Annotated in this window: 11 protein-coding genes and 1 pseudogene; 5 read left to right on the top strand and 7 right to left on the bottom strand. The window is 69.3% G+C overall.

The annotated features are described in order from the left end of the window. Positions 1-47: 47 nt before the first annotated feature. Entirely contained in the window at positions 48-1,253 is a 1,206-nt protein-coding gene (locus ACEN2M_RS08980; protein ID WP_441647772.1) for a class I SAM-dependent methyltransferase, read from the top strand. A 120-nt stretch (positions 1,254-1,373) separates the two neighbouring features. Here the strand turns inward: ACEN2M_RS08980 and ACEN2M_RS08985 are convergent, their stop codons facing one another. The 7 genes and pseudogenes from ACEN2M_RS08985 to ACEN2M_RS09015 form a co-directional block, all read right to left on the bottom strand. Then, entirely contained in the window at positions 1,374-3,257 is a 1,884-nt protein-coding gene (locus ACEN2M_RS08985) for a DUF222 domain-containing protein (RefSeq protein ID WP_441647773.1), read from the bottom strand. A 347-nt stretch (positions 3,258-3,604) separates the two neighbouring features. Further along, positions 3,605-4,222, bottom strand: coding sequence for a histidine phosphatase family protein (locus ACEN2M_RS08990; RefSeq protein ID WP_441647774.1), 618 nt, complete (start codon positions 4,220-4,222; stop codon positions 3,605-3,607). Between the two features lie 48 nt (positions 4,223-4,270). After that, positions 4,271-5,584, bottom strand: a complete 1,314-nt coding sequence (locus ACEN2M_RS08995) for a hypothetical protein (protein WP_441647775.1) — start codon at positions 5,582-5,584, stop codon at positions 4,271-4,273. A gap of 173 nt (positions 5,585-5,757) precedes the next feature. After that, the gene (locus ACEN2M_RS09000; protein WP_441647776.1) at positions 5,758-7,299 is read right to left on the bottom strand and encodes an APC family permease; all 1,542 of its coding nucleotides are present in this window, start codon (positions 7,297-7,299) and stop codon (positions 5,758-5,760) included. Between the two features lie 78 nt (positions 7,300-7,377). Continuing rightward, entirely contained in the window at positions 7,378-8,253 is an 876-nt protein-coding gene (locus tag ACEN2M_RS09005; RefSeq protein WP_441647777.1) for a universal stress protein, read from the bottom strand. Beyond that, positions 8,250-10,241, bottom strand: a pseudogene (locus ACEN2M_RS09010) (primary-amine oxidase); the annotation flags it as partial. The pseudogene ACEN2M_RS09010 and the gene ACEN2M_RS09005, both read right to left, overlap by 4 nt. 26 nt (positions 10,242-10,267) lie before the next feature. Beyond that, positions 10,268-11,698 (bottom strand): aminobutyraldehyde dehydrogenase, encoded by a 1,431-nt coding sequence (locus ACEN2M_RS09015; protein WP_441647778.1) that lies wholly within the window; start codon positions 11,696-11,698, stop codon positions 10,268-10,270. 284 nt (positions 11,699-11,982) lie between these two features. Here ACEN2M_RS09015 and ACEN2M_RS09020 point away from each other — a divergent pair, with 284 nt between their 5' ends. From ACEN2M_RS09020 to ACEN2M_RS09035, 4 genes are all read left to right on the top strand, one after another. Beyond that, a complete protein-coding gene (locus ACEN2M_RS09020; protein WP_441647779.1) occupies positions 11,983-13,362 on the top strand; it encodes an LLM class flavin-dependent oxidoreductase in 1,380 nt (459 codons plus the stop codon). A gap of 51 nt (positions 13,363-13,413) precedes the next feature. Then, on the top strand, positions 13,414-14,433 hold the full coding sequence (locus ACEN2M_RS09025) for a methionine ABC transporter ATP-binding protein (protein WP_441647780.1): 1,020 nt from the start codon (positions 13,414-13,416) through the stop codon (positions 14,431-14,433). After that, positions 14,430-15,179, top strand: a complete 750-nt coding sequence (locus ACEN2M_RS09030) for a methionine ABC transporter permease (RefSeq protein ID WP_441647781.1) — start codon at positions 14,430-14,432, stop codon at positions 15,177-15,179. Before ACEN2M_RS09025 ends, ACEN2M_RS09030 begins: the two co-directional genes overlap by 4 nt. A 118-nt stretch (positions 15,180-15,297) precedes the next feature. Continuing rightward, positions 15,298-16,227, top strand: coding sequence for a MetQ/NlpA family ABC transporter substrate-binding protein (locus ACEN2M_RS09035; RefSeq protein WP_441647782.1), 930 nt, complete (start codon positions 15,298-15,300; stop codon positions 16,225-16,227). Positions 16,228-16,322: the final 95 nt, after the last annotated feature.

The following is a 16,322-nucleotide window of genomic DNA, read 5'->3' on the forward strand; positions in this document are numbered from 1 at the left end:
GCCTGGCCGGGCGAAGAGGCCGCCCGCCGGGCGGCTATTCTGAGCGGATGCCTGACTTTCCGTTCGAGCGCCTGCGCCGCTGGCCCGATGTTGAGGCGACCAATCTCTTCGCCGTCGATGCGAGCGACCGGCTGATCCTGGACGAGGCGGCGGTGCTTCTGGACGGTGCCGGCCCCGACGAGGTCGTGGTGCTCGAAGACCACTACGGCGCCCTGACCCTCGCTGCAGCGGCGCAGCTGGGTAGCCGATCGGGCGGGAACCCGGGCATCCGCGTGTACCAAGATGCGCTCTCCGGCGAGCATGCCCTCGACCGCAATGCGGCAGACCTGGCGAGCACGGTACCCGAGCTGGCCGGCCTCGCCGGGGCCTACCGGCACGTGCAGGTGGGCGCCGAGCTGTTCGCCGGGGCCCGCCTGGTGCTGCTGCAGCTGCCGCGCAGCCTGGCCGCGCTCGATGAGTTGGCCGGCGCCATCGCCCGTCACGCCGCTCCCGAGGTGACGGTGGTCGCCGGCGGACGCCTCAAGCACATGAGCCTGGCCATGAACGAGGTGCTGCGCCGGCACTTCGGCGAGGTGCAGGTGACCCCGGCGCGGCAGAAGTCCCGGGTCTTGCTGGCCACGCAGCCGATCCGATCGGAGTCGGCGGAGTCGGCGGAGTCGGTGGAGTTGGTGGAGCCGGCGCGGTCGGAGTGGCCCCGCTCGGTCGTGCACGCCGACCTCGGTCTCACCGTGTGCGCGCACGGTGCCGCCTTCGCCGGCACCACCATCGACATCGGCACCCGCTACCTGCTCGAGTTTCTCGATCGCATGAAGCCGGATGCCGCCACCGCGATCGACCTGGGCTGCGGTACCGGGGTGCTCGCGGCCTCCCTCGCCCGGCGCCGGCCCGGCCTGCAGCTGCTGGCGACCGATCAGTCCGCAGCCGCCGTCGCCTCGGCGGCAGCCACTATGGCGGCCAACGGTCTGGCCGGCCAGGTGCGCGTGCTGCGCGATGACGCCCTGGGTGCGCAGCCGGATGCCTCCGCCGAGCTGATCCTGCTGAACCCGCCATTCCACATCGGTTCGTCGGTGCATGCCGGCATCGCGCTCAAGCTCTTCGAGGATGCGGCCAGGGTGCTGCGTCCGGGCGGCGAGCTCTGGACGGTCTGGAACACCCACCTGGGCTACCGACCGGCTCTCACCCGTATCGTGGGCCCCACCCATCAGGTGGGCCGCAACACGAAGTTCACCGTCACGGTTTCCACCCGCCGCTGAGCGCATCCCGCCGCACCTCCCGGCGTAGCTCATCGGGCTGGCCGATACCAGCCGGTCACACCTGTCTGCGCCGTGCCGAGCTTTTCGAACTGAACCCTGTGACATGAGTGCACCCCGCTGTTACTCGTCGGTTCTTCGGGTGCGGGGGTCGTGTGCCCGGTGTTGGTTCGGTGGCCGCCAAGCGCCGGTCGGGTCGATCCAGTGCGGCGCTTTCACCTGCGGCATGCCGGCGACCATGCGGATCTTCCAGCCGCCCCCGCTGGTGATGGTGTGGTGGTGGTACCAACACAGCAGCACCCCGTTGTTCACATGGGTGTCGCCGCCTGACTGCCAGGGTGTGACGTGGTGCACTTCGGTCCATTGCGGTGGGCAGTCGCAGCCCGGGATGATGCAACCGCCGTCCCGGGCGGTGATCGCTTTGCGTTGCTTCGGGGTGAAGCAGCGTTCCTTCGAGCCCAAACCGAGGACGGCACCGTTGGTGCCGAAGAACAGCGGCTGCATGCCACCGTTGTCGATCAGCTGGGTGATCGTGGTCATTGAGATCGGTTCGTCGACGCCATCGATCCAGCCCACCCCGGCCTGGTTGAGCAGGTCGGTGGCGTTCACGTGCACCATCACCGTGGGTGGCATGCCGCCCATCGTCGGGGTGCGGGGGTCTTGGGCGACCTGCACCAGGATGCCGCGGAGAATATCGGCGCGCTTCTCACCGCCGCTGCGCTCGTCGATCAGCTCGCCGGGCACCAGCTCGCCGGCCTCGATGCGCTGCTGCTCCTCCGCGGACGGGAACGAGGGCGCCGACCGGGCGGACTGGAACGTGTTGAACAGGTTCTGCATGACCCCTTTGAGCTCCGGGGTCACCCCGCCGCGCAAGGGGTGCAGGCCGTCTTTGTAGGGGCCGAACGAGAACGTGGACTTCGCCTCGACGGTGGGCGCGTTCGGGGCGAGTCCGTCCGGGTTGAGCACGGCTTGCCAGCGCACCGCCAGTTTGCGGATCTCATCGGCCGGATAGGTGAACCCGTCCGATTCACCCAGGCGGCCAATCGGCCCGGTGAACCCGCCGGCCGGCCCGCGATCACCATCAGCGTCAGCGTCGGCATCAGTGCCGGTGTCGCCGTTGGTGTCGCCGTGGCGATCGCCGGCAGTGTCTGCGTCGCCGTCGTCGTCCGACCCGGTGTCGGTCTCGCCGGGAGCGGGTGTGCGGCCGTAGACGGACCCCGTGGCCTGTTCCACGAGGTCACGTTCGGCTTTGTGAACGTGGGCCGGGTCGGCGTCCAGGCGCCCGGTTGCCGTGTAGTCGGTCAGGCCGGCCACAATGGTCTCGGCCGCGTCGATGCCCAGTTCTCCGGAGCGCAACGCCGCCGCGACCACCGGGAACACCGGCTCGAACGCAGCGCCGCCCAGCACCCGGGGCGTCACTTTCTCGCCCAACGCCATCCGTCGTTTCATCTCCGGCACCGACGCCAGCGTCAACCGTGTCAGCAACACGTTCTGGTGCGGAGCGCCCATCCGCCAGGCCATGGACTCCCGGCCCAGCATCCGCCGAGACCGGTAGCCGACCACCGTCGCGGTACTCACCCGGGCCGCGTCCACGGGCCGGCCCGCCCGCTCCACCATCTGCGTCAACGCCACCACCTCGGCGTCGCTGAGCCCATTCACGTCAATCGAGGCCATCACGGCCTGCACCGTTGCCGCCGCGTCATCGAGGGCCTTCAGCTTCTCGCCGAACGGCCCGGTATGCGCCCGCTGCACCGCGGGCAACTCCGACGGGTCCCTCCACGGCGGCCGCGGCTTCCCCAGGGCGGGACCACTGGGCGTCGAGCCCGCGGTGTCGGTGGCGCCACGGAGACTGGCGGCATCCGGGCCGGGATCAGGACGCGGAGCGGTCAGCTCATCGAGCACCTCCGGCTCCGGACCGGCGAGGCCGGTGTTCCAGTCATGGAGATTCGGACCGGCGGGAGGAGTTCCCGTCGGTGCGGTGGAGCCTGGAGCCAGCTCGTCGTCCATACCCCCATTCTCTCACGAATCGAACAAAAGTGTGAGAATAGGTCAGGTTTTCCACAGGTAAATTCGAATCTTTTTGCGCCTGGGTTGGGCAGGGTCAAGCCCGACACCTCAGAGGGGTCGTGACAAGCACTACGAACGGACTGGGCGCGTGGGAGGTCGGGTTACGGGGTCTCGACAAGCTCGACCAACGGAGTGGGCGCGTGGCGAGGTTGGGTCGCGGGGTCTCGACAAGCTCGACCAGCGGGGCGGTCGCTCTTCACAAACCAGCAGCGAGGCCACCAGCGCAACCAGCAGCGCAACCAGCAGCGCTACCCAGCCAGCGCCACCGGCCCGCGCGACCAGCAGAGTCAGATTGCCGCGAGCGACCCTGCCACGAGCGGGTCGGCCTCGAGCCGCTCGTTGTTGATCACCGAGGCGGACCAGCCGGCATCCGGGTTGAACTGCACGACCGAGATGGCGGCGTTGAGAATCGGCGGGATCTCCTGCTCGAGCGCGGCCATGAGGCTGAGCCGGATCAGGGTGCCGTGGCAGACGACGATGATGCGGGCGCCCGGGTAGTCCTCGGCGAGCAGGCGCAGCGCGCCCAGGCCGCGGTTGGACACACTGAGCTCGGCCTCGGAACCGCGGAAGTTGCCGTAGCTGCCCTCCACGCGCAGGGCGTCGAGCGTCGGTCCAGCGGAGAGCCCCTCGGCCGGTCCGTAGTTGCGCTCGACGAGACCGGGCAGGTGCCGGGTCACCTCCAGCTCGAGGTCCGCGGCGATGATGTCGGCAGTCTCGGCTGCCCTGGAGAGCGGCGACGACACGACGAAGTCCCATTCGTACTGCGAGAGCGGCTCGACCGCCTCGGTGGCCTGCCCTCGGCCCACGTCGTTCAGGGGAACGTCGGTGGCCCCCTGGATGCGCCCGACGGCGTTCCAGTCGGTCTGGCCGTGGCGGACAAGGGCGAAGGTCGTTGTAGCAGTCACCCCCCTATTCTGCCGTGTGCGGGCGCCCCGCCCCGCAGACGGGTGGCGTCAGTGGGCGGCCAGACCCCGCGAACGGGCGCCGTGCCGCACCGAAACGGATGCCGGCGAGCCCGCCACGGCCGTGCGCCAGAGCGCCAGCACCGACCAGCCCAGCAGCACAACGAGCAACCCGTTGCGCAGCGTGAGCAGCAGGATCGCGCCGGCATCCCCGTGCACCAGGGGCAGGTAGAAGATGGGGAAGATCAGGGTGGTCAACCCGCCGATGAAGAGCGTGAGGTAGGCCGGAACCCGCCAGGCCGCCCAGTCGTGCGCCACTCCGACGGCCACAACCGGGGCGATCCACAGCATGTACTGCGGTGACCCCACCTTGTTGAGCACCACGAACGTGGTGACCAGCGCCAGGGCACCCAGCAGCACCAGCTGGCCGTTGTCGCGGCTGCGGCGGAGGGCCAGCAGCATCAGCACGAAGACGCCCGCGATCACCAGGAACATCAGCGGCGTCATCGCGGTCGCCGCAAAGGACGCACCGGGTCCGGTCACCTCGCGAGTGGCAATGGCGTGGTTTTGGTAGACGGTGCTGCCGTACTGGCCCATCGCGGCCAGCCACACCCACGGCGTCGTCACCGGCGCCTCGAGCTGCAGGGCCCGGTCGGACTGCATGGTGACGAAGCCGGTGAGAAAGCGCACACCCCCGGCGGCCCAGACCGCACCGATGATGGCGGCCGTGATCACCCCGCCGGTTGCCAGCACGCTCAACCGACGCCGGCTGGCCCCCACCACGGCGAGCAGCACGGCAGCCGGCCAGACCTTGATCCAGGTCGCGGCGGTGAGCAGCGCCGCGGCCACCACCGGCCGCCGGGCCAGCAGCACCAGCCCCATGATCACGAGCGGGGCGCTGAGCCCCTCCAGCCGCAGCAGGCCCACCGGACTGAGCACCAGGCTGAACGCCAGCCAGAACCAGGCCGCCTTGTAGCCGGCCCGGTCGCGGCCCCAATCGGTGAGGATGCCGATGGCCGCGGCGTTCAGCGACATCGTCATCACGAACCACAGCAGTTGGTACAGCAGCGGGCCGGCGGCATCCGCCAGCACTATCGGCACAATCGCGCCGATCGGATAGACCCACTCCACGTCGATGCCCTGCCAGACGTTGTTCGCCAGGGCCTGCTCGGCCCAGACCCTGTAAAGGGGCAGGTCGCCCAGCACCCGACCGGTGAGGATCGTGGGCAGCAGCGCGAACAGGAAGAGCAGGTGCAGGCCGAGGAAGCCGAACAGCAGCGTGCGGGGGCTGCGCAGCCAGTCCCGCCGGGCGGGGGTGAGCAGCCGGGTCAGGCGGCGATCGACCAGCTCGACAAAATACGACATCGCACACGTCACTTTCCACAGTCACAACTTGTGAAGCCCACATCGCACCCCGCGCGAATCGCGGATTACGAATCGCGGATTACTGGGGAGTGTACGAACCGAAGGTGAAAGGGAAACAACGAGAAGCTGTCCGCCAGGGTCAGGCGCCTGAGAGAGCGTTCAGTGAACCGTCACTACTCCCGCGACGTGCCCTTGGTGAGGGTCTGGCCCCGGAAGAACGCCGGATCGACCCTGCGCATGATGAGCATCAGCACGATGCCGGTGAGGAAGAGCACCATCGCGAGGATGAACACCAGGCCCACCCCGCCGATCTCCGAGCCGCTGCCGTACTCGGGGTCGGTGCTGTCGATCAGGGTGGTGGCGAAGATCACGGCCAGGATGATGCCGCCCAGAAGCGGAGCCAGCAGCTTGAACAGGAACGCCCGGGTGCTGGAGAACAGCTCCCGGCGGAAGAACCAGACGCAGGCGAACGCTGTGACGCCGTAGTAGAAGCAGATCATGATCCCCAGGGTGAGGATGGTGTCGGTGAGCACGTCGGTGCTCAGCACCCGCATCACCGCGTAGAAGCCCCACGCCACCACGCCGGCCACCACCGTGGCGAAACCCGGCGACTTGAACCGCGGGCTGATCGCGGCGAAGCGCTTGGGGAAGGCCCGGTAGTGGCCCATCGAGAGCATCGTGCGCGCCGGCCCCACGAAGGTGGACTGCAGCGACGCCGCCGAACTGGACAGCACGGCCAGTGACATCAGGATGGCGAACGGCCCCATCACCGGCCCGGCCAGCGCGGCGAAGACGTTGCCCTGGATGTCCTCGTTGCCGAGGCCCAGCTCGCCGGTTCCCACGCCGGAGAACATCAGCGCCGACACGGAAACCAGGATGTACAGCACGAAGATGATGCCCACCGTGAGGGTGGCCGCCCGGCCAGGAGTGGTCTCGGGGTTCTTGGTCTCCTCGTTCATGGTGAGGGTCACGTCCCAGCCCCAGTAGATGAAGATCGACAGCGACACCCCCGCGGCGAACGCCGAGAACGACGGGGTGAGGAACGGGTTGAACCAGCTGGCGCTGAAGCCGAGCGCGTCGAAAGCGGTGCCGTCGGAGAAGTGGATGAGCGCCGCGACGCTGAACCAGACCAACACGAGCAGCTGGAACGCGACGAGCACGTACTGCACCATCTTGGTGGTCTCCATGCCCCGGTATGACACGTAACAGGCGCCCACCATGAAGACCAGACAGGTGAAGATGTTGATCCACACGTTGCCGGCCAGGTCGGCCAGCGACGGGTTGCCGAAGAGCTGGGCGAGCATCAGGTAGAAGAAGTCCACCGCCACCCCGGCCAGGTTCGAGAGCACCACCACGGTGGCCACGATCAGGCCCCAGCCGCCCATCCAGCCCAGCCACGGACCGAACGCGCGGGTCGCCCAGGTGAACGAGGTGCCGGCATCCGGCATGGCGTTGTTGAGTTCGCGGTAGCCGAGCGCCACGAGCAGCATCGGGATGAAGCCCACCATGAAGATGCCGGGCATCTGGGTGCCGACGGCCGCGACCGTGGGGCCGAGCGACGCTGTGAGGGTGTAGGCGGGGGCGATGCAGGAGATGCCGATCACGGTGGCGCCGAGGAGGCCCACCGAGCCGGCGCTCAGCCCCTTGGCGGAGAGCCCGCCGGCGCTGGTCGTTGTGGTGTCCGGCGATGCGCCGGAAGCGGATGACTGTGCCATGAACCTGTCCTTTGATCGGATCAGCTACGGGTCGAAATCAGCGACGTGCGGGGTGGACGTGCGGGGCGGACGTGCGGGTCAGCTGCGGGCGGGGGAGGTGGGAACGACCACAAGCGGCACCGGCAGGGCGTGCAGCATGCGATGGGCGGTGATGCCGAGGAAGATCGTGCGGGGCGCGGCCAGCCGGCTGGAGCCGACGAACGCGAGTTCGTCGGCGCGCCAGTCGAGGGCCTCCACGGCGGCCTCGACGCTCTTGCCCGTGCCGACCTCGGTGGTGATGATGCCGTGGCTGGTGGAGTGCCGTTCGTAATAGGCGAGCACGGCGTCGAGGTGGGCGGTGCTGCCCGCCGCGGCGGGCGACTCCTTCTGGCGGGTGGCGTCGACCTCCACCAGGGTCACGAAGCGCAGCTCGATGCCCAGGCCGTCGGTGAACGCCACCAACGAGTCGAGCAGGGCCTCCCAGCCCGGCCGGGTGCCGATGGCGCAGGTGATGCGGGTGAGCCCGGCGGGGGCGTGATACCCGTGCGGAGCCAGGGCCACCGGCACGGGGGAGGCGTGCAGCAGGGCGTTGGCGACGCTGCCGATGGTGAACCTGTTGAACAGCCCGCCGCGGGCGGCGCCAACCACGATCCGGTCCGAGTCGAGGTCGTGGGCGGCCTCGATCAGCCCCTCCGAGGTGGACTCGGCCCAGAGCAGATGGGTGGTGGCTGAGACGTCGTGCGGCACCCAGCCGGCCGCCTGCTCGAGCCAGGTCGCGGCCTGGTCGGCCAGGAGCACCTCGAAGTCGGCGCTGGCGGCGTGGATCTTGGCCGGCGCCGCGGTGAGGCGCTGCAGCACCAGGCAGATGCGCAGCTCGGCCGCGGTGATCCTGGCCATCGCGATACCCAGCTCGAGGGCCTCGCGGCCCTGGGCGGTGGCTTCGTAGGCCACCACGTAGTTCGAAACTCGGCTCACGCTGTTCTCCTCGGTTCCGTGGCCGGGGCATCCGGCTCGTGCTCGTGATGCTCGTGCTCGTGACCGGCGTGCTCCATGCCCGGGGCGCAGTGCGCGGGGCTCGGCTCCACGTCGAGCGACGGGTTGCGGTCGAAGAAGCCCACCGGCTTCAACCAGAACGAGACGACGTCGGCCGGCATCACCGGCCACTCCTCAGGCCGGGTGATGTGGTGGATGCCGAAGGTGTACCAGAGCACCAGGTCGGTGTCCCGCACGGCGCGGCCGGCCCCGATCCACTCCGGGAGGCCGTGGTCGACGCCGCTCTGGTTCACGAACTCGCCGCAGGGCCAACGCTGGGTCTGGTCGTTGGGGGTGACCCACACGGTGTGGCCGATCACCTGGGCGCGCTTGAGGGCGGGCGCCTCGGGGTGGAAGAACGACGGGATCGCCCCGCCCGGCACGAGCTTGTACGACACCGGGGTGCCGAGGCCGTTCAGGGTCTGCTCGTTCACCACCTTCCAGGCCCGCTGGGTGGTCCAGTCGAAGTCGTCGAAACCCTCGGTCTCGATCGGCGTGTTCTGCTGCGTGAGCGCGAGCCCCAGCGGGTTGGTCGCGTCGATCGGTTCGATGCGGGTCTCGCTGCGGAACACAGTGTTGGCCTGCCCGTCGATGTCGAGGTCCATCCTGGCCACGATGAAGTGCTGGTGGAACGGTGCGTAGGTGCGGTCGTCGACGAGGGTGCCGTTCGGGTGCGGCTGGCCGGCGTCCAGGTGGGTGACCACCATGATGCCGGTGGCGCGCACCTCGCACTCGATGTTGCCGTCCTGGTAGAACCGCCAGTAGACGAGGTACTCGTAGTTGGCCACGGTGACGTGGAACGACACCACCAGCCGGCGCATCCGCCGCACCTCGGCGCCGCCGTCGTGGTCGACGTGCTTCCAGAGCACGGCGTTGTCCTCCTCGTGGATGCAGAAGGCGTTCGGGATCGAGTACGGCTCGCCGGCGCTGTTGTGCAGCACGGCGTCGAGGTAGCGGATCTCGCCCAGGCAGTCGCAGCCGAGCTCCAGCGAGGTGGTCATGAAGCCCAGGCCCCACTCGCCGATGTCGAACGCGGTGCGGCGAAAGTGGTCGACGCTGGGGTCGCGGTACGGCACCACCATCTCGGCGAACGACAGCCGGTTGGCGATCGGTCGCTCGCGGCCGGCATCCGTGTAGGTCACCCTGTGCAGGGTCATGCCCTCGCGGTAGTTGAAGCCCACCCGCAGCGACCAGTTCTGCCACTGCACCAGGTTGCCGTCGACGCTGAAGCCCGGGCCCTCGGGCTGCACGATGTCCAGCGGCTTGAGCGGCGGCCTCGTGCTGGCGGCGCGGATGCGTTCGGGCACCAGGTGCGGCACGTACTCGCCCATCACGGCGGGCGGGTCGACGGTGAAGGTGTCTTCGATCTCGAGCAGGTTCATGGTGTTCACGTCGATCACGAAGTGCAGCCCGCTGACCGGCCCGGCATAGGGGTTGGCGCCGGCGCCTGCCCGCACCCAGACATCAGCCCAGCCCAGGCGGAGCCCCCGGTAGACCTCGGGGATGACGGCGTCGCCGTAGGTCCAGGTGTCGATGAACACGTTGTCGAGGTCGGTGATGCCGCGCTTCGCCAGCGCCGCGATCACCTCCGGATGCGCCCGCAGCGCCGCGTCGGCCTCCTCCCACTCGTCCACGGTGAAGTTCGCCTGCACACCCACCACCTGGCCCCACTCGAGCAGGGTGTCGGTGTCCAGGGACACCACCGCCGTCCAGGTGTGGTTCTCGGCGCGGTGCAGCACCACCAGGCGGGCGCGGCGCTCGGGCACGGCGCCGGTGCTCTCGAAGGCCGCGACGGCGGCCTTGTCCGGCTCGACGAGCTCGATCGAGGCGAACCGCCAGCCCGCGCCCACGCCGTGCTCACGGGCGAGCACGGCGGCGGCCTGAGTGAATTCAGGGCCGGTCAGCGGGTCGAGCGGGTGGAAGGTCATCGGGTTGCCGTTCTGTCGAGTCGAGTGGGCTAGTCGAGCGAGCTCATCACGTGCTTGATGCGCGTGTAGTCCTCGACGCCGTACATGGAGAGGTCCTTGCCGTAGCCGGAGTACTTGAAGCCGCCGTGCGGCATCTCGGCGGTGAGCAGGATGTGCGTGTTGATCCAGACGGCGCCGAAGTCGAGGTCGCGGGAGACCCGCAGCGCACGGGCGTGATCGCGGGTCCAGACGCTGGAGGCGAGGGCGTAGCGCACGTCGTTGGCCATCTGGATGGCCTCCTCCTCGGTGCCGAAGCTCTGCACGGTGATCACCGGGCCGAACGTCTCGTCTTGCACGATCGCATCCGTCTGGCGCACCTGAGTGACCACGGTGGGTTCGAAGAAGAAGCCGGCCTCGCCCACCTGGTGGCCGCCGGTGCTGATCACGGCGTGCGCCGGCAGGCCATGCACCTTCTCCTGCACGTCGGTGAAGTGCCGCACATTGTTGAGCGGACCGAAGTAGTTGTCGGCGTCGTCGGCCGATCCGGTGGTGCGCAGCTCGGCCTCGGCCGTGAACGCGGCCACGAACTCGTCGTGGATCGACTCGTGCACGAGCACCCGGGTGATGGCGGTGCAGTCCTGGCCGGCGTTGTAGAAGGAGAAGTCGGCGATGGCGGAGGCAACCTTGGTCACGTCGACGTCGCCGAAGACCACGGCGGGCGCCTTGCCGCCGAGCTCGAGGTGCGCCCGCTTGAGCGTGTGGGCGGCGCCGGCCGCCACGGCCATGCCGGCGCGCACGCTGCCGGTGATCGAGACCAGGCCGGGCACCGGATGCTCCACGATGAACGCGCCGGTGCCGGCGTCGCCGAGCACTATGTTCATCACCCCGTCGGGCAGGATGCCCTGGCTGAGCCTGGCGAGTTCCAGGGTCGATTCCGGGGTGGTGTCGCTGGGCTTGAGCACCAGGGTGTTGCCAACGGCCAGGGCAGGGCCGATCTTCCAGATGGCCATCAGGAACGGGAAGTTCCACGGGGTGACCTGGCCGACCACGCCGATGGGCTCCCGGCGCACCCAGGAGGTCATGCCCTCGAGGTACTCGCCGGCCGACTTGCCCTCGAGCAGCCTGGCGGCGCCGGCGAAGAAACGCAGCTGGTCCGCCCCCGCGGCCACCTCATCGGCGGCGATGGTGGCGCGCGGCTGGCCGGTGTTGCGGTGCTGGGCCTCCACGATCGCGTCGCTGTTGGCCTCGATGGCGTCGGCGAGCAGCAGCAGGGCACGCTGCCGTTCGCCGGGGGTCTTCCGGCTCCAGGCCGGGAACGCGGCCTTGGCCGCCCGCATGGCGTCGTCGACGTCGTCCGCGGTGGAGACCGGGGCCCTGGCCACGATGTTTCCGGTGGTCGGATCGACGATGTCGAGCAGCCCGGTGCCGGCCGGCGAAACGAATCGGCCATTGATGAAATTAGACAGGGTCGGGGTGCTCACGGGGCTCCTCAGCATTGAGTGGATCGTGGAGTAGTCGTCGGGTGATCGGGTATGGCGCCGGTCGGCAGGGAGCGGCGTTTCGGGCCCAGTATGGCACTTGGCCGGGAGAAAAGGCAGCCCTGGCCGCGCGCGTCTGGCGCTGCCGCAGCAGTGCCCGCGCGTGCAGTTTCTTGCATCGGAGCTGCCCCGGCGAGGGTGTGTCGCAGAAGCTGCGGCGCATCCGCGTGTGACGCCATGTTTCATGCGGGGATGTGCTCGGCTCGCCGAGCGGTGAGCATGGGTGAATGCCCAGACAGATTCGCTTCAACGCCTTCGACATGAACTGCGTCGCCCACCAGTCCTCCGGCCTGTGGCGCCACCCCGACGACAGGTCGCAGAGCTACACCGACCTCGCCTACTGGACCGAGCTGGCCAAGCTGCTCGAGAAGGGCCGCTTCGACGGCATCTTCCTCGCCGACGTGCTGGGCACCTACGACGTCTACGGCGGCACCAACGAGGCCGCGATCCGCAATGGCGCGCAGATCCCCGTCGCCGACCCGCTGCTGGTCATTCCCGCAATGGCATATGTCACGGAGCACCTCGGTTTCGGGGTCACCGCCGGCACCGCCTACGAGCACCCGTACCCGTTCGCCCGGCGCATGTCCACGCTCGACCACCTCACCAAGGGCCGGGTGGGCTGGAACGTGGTCACCGGCTATCTGCCCTCGGCCGCCCGCAACATGGGCAACGAGGACCAGCTCGAGCACGACGACCGCTACGACTACGCCGACGAGTACCTCGAGGTGCTCTACAAGCTCTGGGAGGGCTCCTGGGAAGACGACGCCGTGGTGCGCGACGCCGAGAGCGGTGTGTTCACCGACCCGAGCAAGGTGCACTCGATCGGGCACTCCGGCAAGCACTTCCAGGTGCCCGGCATCCACCTCTCCGAGCCGAGCCCGCAGCGCTCACCCGTGATCTACCAGGCCGGGGCCTCCAGCCGCGGCATCGCCTTCGCCGCCGGCAACGCCGAGGCGATCTTCGTGGCCGCGTCCACCAAGGAGGTGCTCAAGGGCACCGTGAGCAAGATTCGCGACGCCCTCGAGTCCGCCGGCCGCGACCGGTACTCCGCCAAGATCTACACGCTGCTCACGATCATCACCGACGAGACCAGCGAGAAGGCCCAGGCCAAGTACCTCGACTACCTCAGCTACGCCAGCGAAGAGGGCGCCCTGGTCTTCATGTCGGGCTGGATGGGCGTGGACCTGTCCGAGTTCGCGCTCGACGAGCCGATCGGCAACGTCAAGAGCAACGCCATCCAGTCGGCGGTGGCCAACTTCCAGGCCGCGAACCACGACGGGTCGGAATGGACCGTTGGCGACATCGCCCGCGCCGGCGCGATCGGCGGGCTCGGCCCGTTCATCGTGGGCTCCGGCGTTGAGATCGCCGACCAGCTCGAGGAGTGGGCCGCGGAGACCGACGTGGACGGGTTCAACCTTGCCTACGCCATCACGCCGGGCACGTTCGAAGACGTGGTCACCTGGGTCGTGCCCGAGCTGCAGAAGCGCGGCGTGTACCCCACCGAGTACACCGAGGGCACCCTGCGGCAGAAGCTGCACGGCCGCGGCGACCGCCTGCCCGACGAGCACCACGGCGCGAACTTCCGCGTCGGCGTACCCGTCGTCTGACCTCCGCCACCCGCACGCACACTGTCCCCAGGACTCGACAGGGAGCCCCGCATGATCAGCCTCGAACAGCTGACCAAGGTCTACGGCCACGGTGAAACGCGCACCGTGGTGCTCGACCGCCTCGACTTCAGCGTCGACGCCGGCGAGATCTTCGCCGTCGTCGGCCCCAGCGGGGCCGGCAAGAGCACCCTGGCGCAGTGCGTCAACCTGCTCGAGCGGCCCACCAGCGGGTCGGTGCTGGTGAACGGGGAGAACCTCTCCCAGCTCACCGAGCAGGCGTTGCGGGTGGCCCGCCGCCGCATCGGCACCATCTTCCAGGCGGATGGCCTCTACTCCCGCCGCACCGCCGCGCAGAACGTGGCGCTGCCTCTGGAGTACCTCGGGGTGACGGCCGCGGAGACCCGGGCCCGGGTGGCCGAGCTGCTGGACCGGGTGGGCCTGGCCAGCAAGGCCGGCCACTACCCGCACCAGCTCTCCGGCGGCCAGCGCCAGCGGGTGGGCATCGCCCGCGCCCTCGCGCTCCGCCCCAGCGTGCTGCTCAGCGACGAAGCCACCTCGGGCCTGGACCCGGACTCCACCCGGTCGATCGTGGCGCTGCTCAAGGAGCTCCGCGACGACCTGGGCCTGTCCATCCTCTTCATCACCCACGAGATGGACACCGTGCTGCAGGTCGCCGACTCCGTGGCCCGGCTCGACCACGGCCGCATCGTGGAGAGCGGCCGCATCGTCGACCTGCTCCGTGACCCGGCGTCCGGCCTCGGCCGGGCCCTGCGCCCTGCGCGCTCCCATGAAAGCGCCCCCGCCGACGCCACCGAGTGGTTCGTCAGTTACACCTCCGCTCACGTGCCCGCCGACTGGCTCACCAGGCTCGCCGTCCAACTCGGCAGCACGGTGTCGCTGCTCGGCGCGTCGATCGAAACCGTCGACGGCGCCACCGTGGGGCACGCCAGCATCGGCGTCACCGGCGCCGACCCCGACCACCTCGTGGCGGTGGCCCGCGGCCTCGGGCTCGACGCCCGCGCTGAACGGACCGCCGACAAGCCCGCCGAGATTCTGGAGCCCGTCGCATGAGCATCCTGAGTGGTTCCGTGCACCTGAACAACACAGTGCCGCTGGGTGAGATTCCGGCGCTGGTCTTCCCCGCCCTGCTCGACACCCTGATCATGGTCGGCATCGTGATGCTCATCGTGGTGCTCGTGGGCATCCCGCTCGGCGCGCTGGTGCACAACCTCGCCCCTGGCGGCCTGTTCGAGAACATGGCGCTGCACACCACGATCAGCTGGATCGTCAGCATCGGCCGGTCTCTGCCGTTCCTGATCCTGATGGCGTCGATCGTGCCGTTCACCAGGTTCGTCACCGGCACCAACATCGGCATCGCCGCCGCGGTGGTGCCCATGTCGATCGCCGGCATCGCGTTCTTCACCCGCATCGTGGAAAACTCGCTGCGCGGGGTGCCGCCCACCCTGGTGCGGGTCGCCAAGGCGTCCGGCGCATCGCCGTTGCAGATCATCCGCACCGCCCAGCTCAGCGAGGCGTTGCCGTCGATCATCGGCGGCCTCACCATCAACACCATCGCCATGATCGAGTACTCCGCCATCGCCGGCACCATCGGCGCCGGTGGCATCGGCTACGTCGCGGTCACCTACGGCTACCAGCGCTTCGACAACACGGTGATGCTCGCCACCATCGTGATCCTGGTGGCCACGGTGGCATCGGTGCAATTGATCGGCGACCGGCTGGTGCGCCTCACCACCCCGCACAGCCGCACCCAGACGCGGCTCCCGCGGGCGTCCCGCCGCGAAGCGAGCCTGGCATGAACCGCCGAATGCCCCGGGCGGCCTGTCCGGCCTGACACCGGTCCCGCACGTTTCCGCACTCTCCCCCCCCCCCCGCACCCCTGCACAGCACGCAGACCTCTCCCCGAAGGAATCTCCCATGTCTACGCCCAGCACCCCGAGCACCCCCAGCACCCCCACGCCGGCCACCGAACCGCACGGCTTCGCCCTCAAGAAGCGCCGACGCTGGCCCTGGATCGCGGGTATCGCCGTCGTGGCCGTCGGCGCCGCCGCGGCGATCACGATCCCGCTACTGAACCCGGCCACCTCGGCCAACGCCACCGAGGGCGCCACCCTGATCGTCGCCACCGCCGAGGGCAACGCGGCCGAGCAGGCACTGGTGAACTTCGTGGCCGAGGAGGTCGCCCTCAAGTACGGCATCACCGTCGAGTTCAAGGGCCTCGCCGACAGCAACACCATCAACCGCGCCGTGAGCGAGGGTGAGATCGCCGGCACCGTCTACCAGCACAAGCTCTGGCTGAGCCAGGTGCTCGAATCCAACCCCGACTTCAAGGAGACCGCCGCGGTGCCCGTCTTCCGGTGGGGCTTCGGGCTGTGGAGCGACAAGTACACCAGCGTCGACCAGGTGCCCGACGGCGCCACGGTGTCGCTCTACTCCGACCCGGCCAACGAGGCACAGGGCCTCTGGTTGCTGCAGGAGGCCGGCCTGATCACCCTCACGGAGGGCACCACCGCCGGCACCGCCACGCAGGATGACATCGCCACCAACCCGAAGAACCTGCAGTTCACCCTGCTCGACTTCGCCGCGCAGTCTCGCGCCCTGCCCGACCTCGACCTGGCCGCCGGCTACACCGAGTACTACCTGGCCGCGAACATCCCCATCGAGCAGCAGATCTTCGCTCCCGCCGCACCCGACGAGTTCGCCGGCCAGCTCACCATCGGCAGCGACTTCGCCGACACCGAGAACATCAAGAACCTCGTCGCCGCGTTCTCCGACCCCGCCGTGCAGGAGTTCCTGGCCACCGACCCCAGCGTCGCGGGCATCCTGCTCCCCATCAACGCCAAGTAATTCCTCACGAAAGCGGTCGTGGGGGGGGGGGGGGGGGGGGGGGGGGGGGGGGGGGGGGGGGGGGGGGGGGGGGGGGGGGGGGGGGGGGGGGGGGG

The organism is Cryobacterium sp. W22_MBD10_FK3 (genome assembly GCF_052113745.1).
In the GTDB taxonomy this organism is placed as follows: domain Bacteria; phylum Actinomycetota; class Actinomycetes; order Actinomycetales; family Microbacteriaceae; genus Cryobacterium.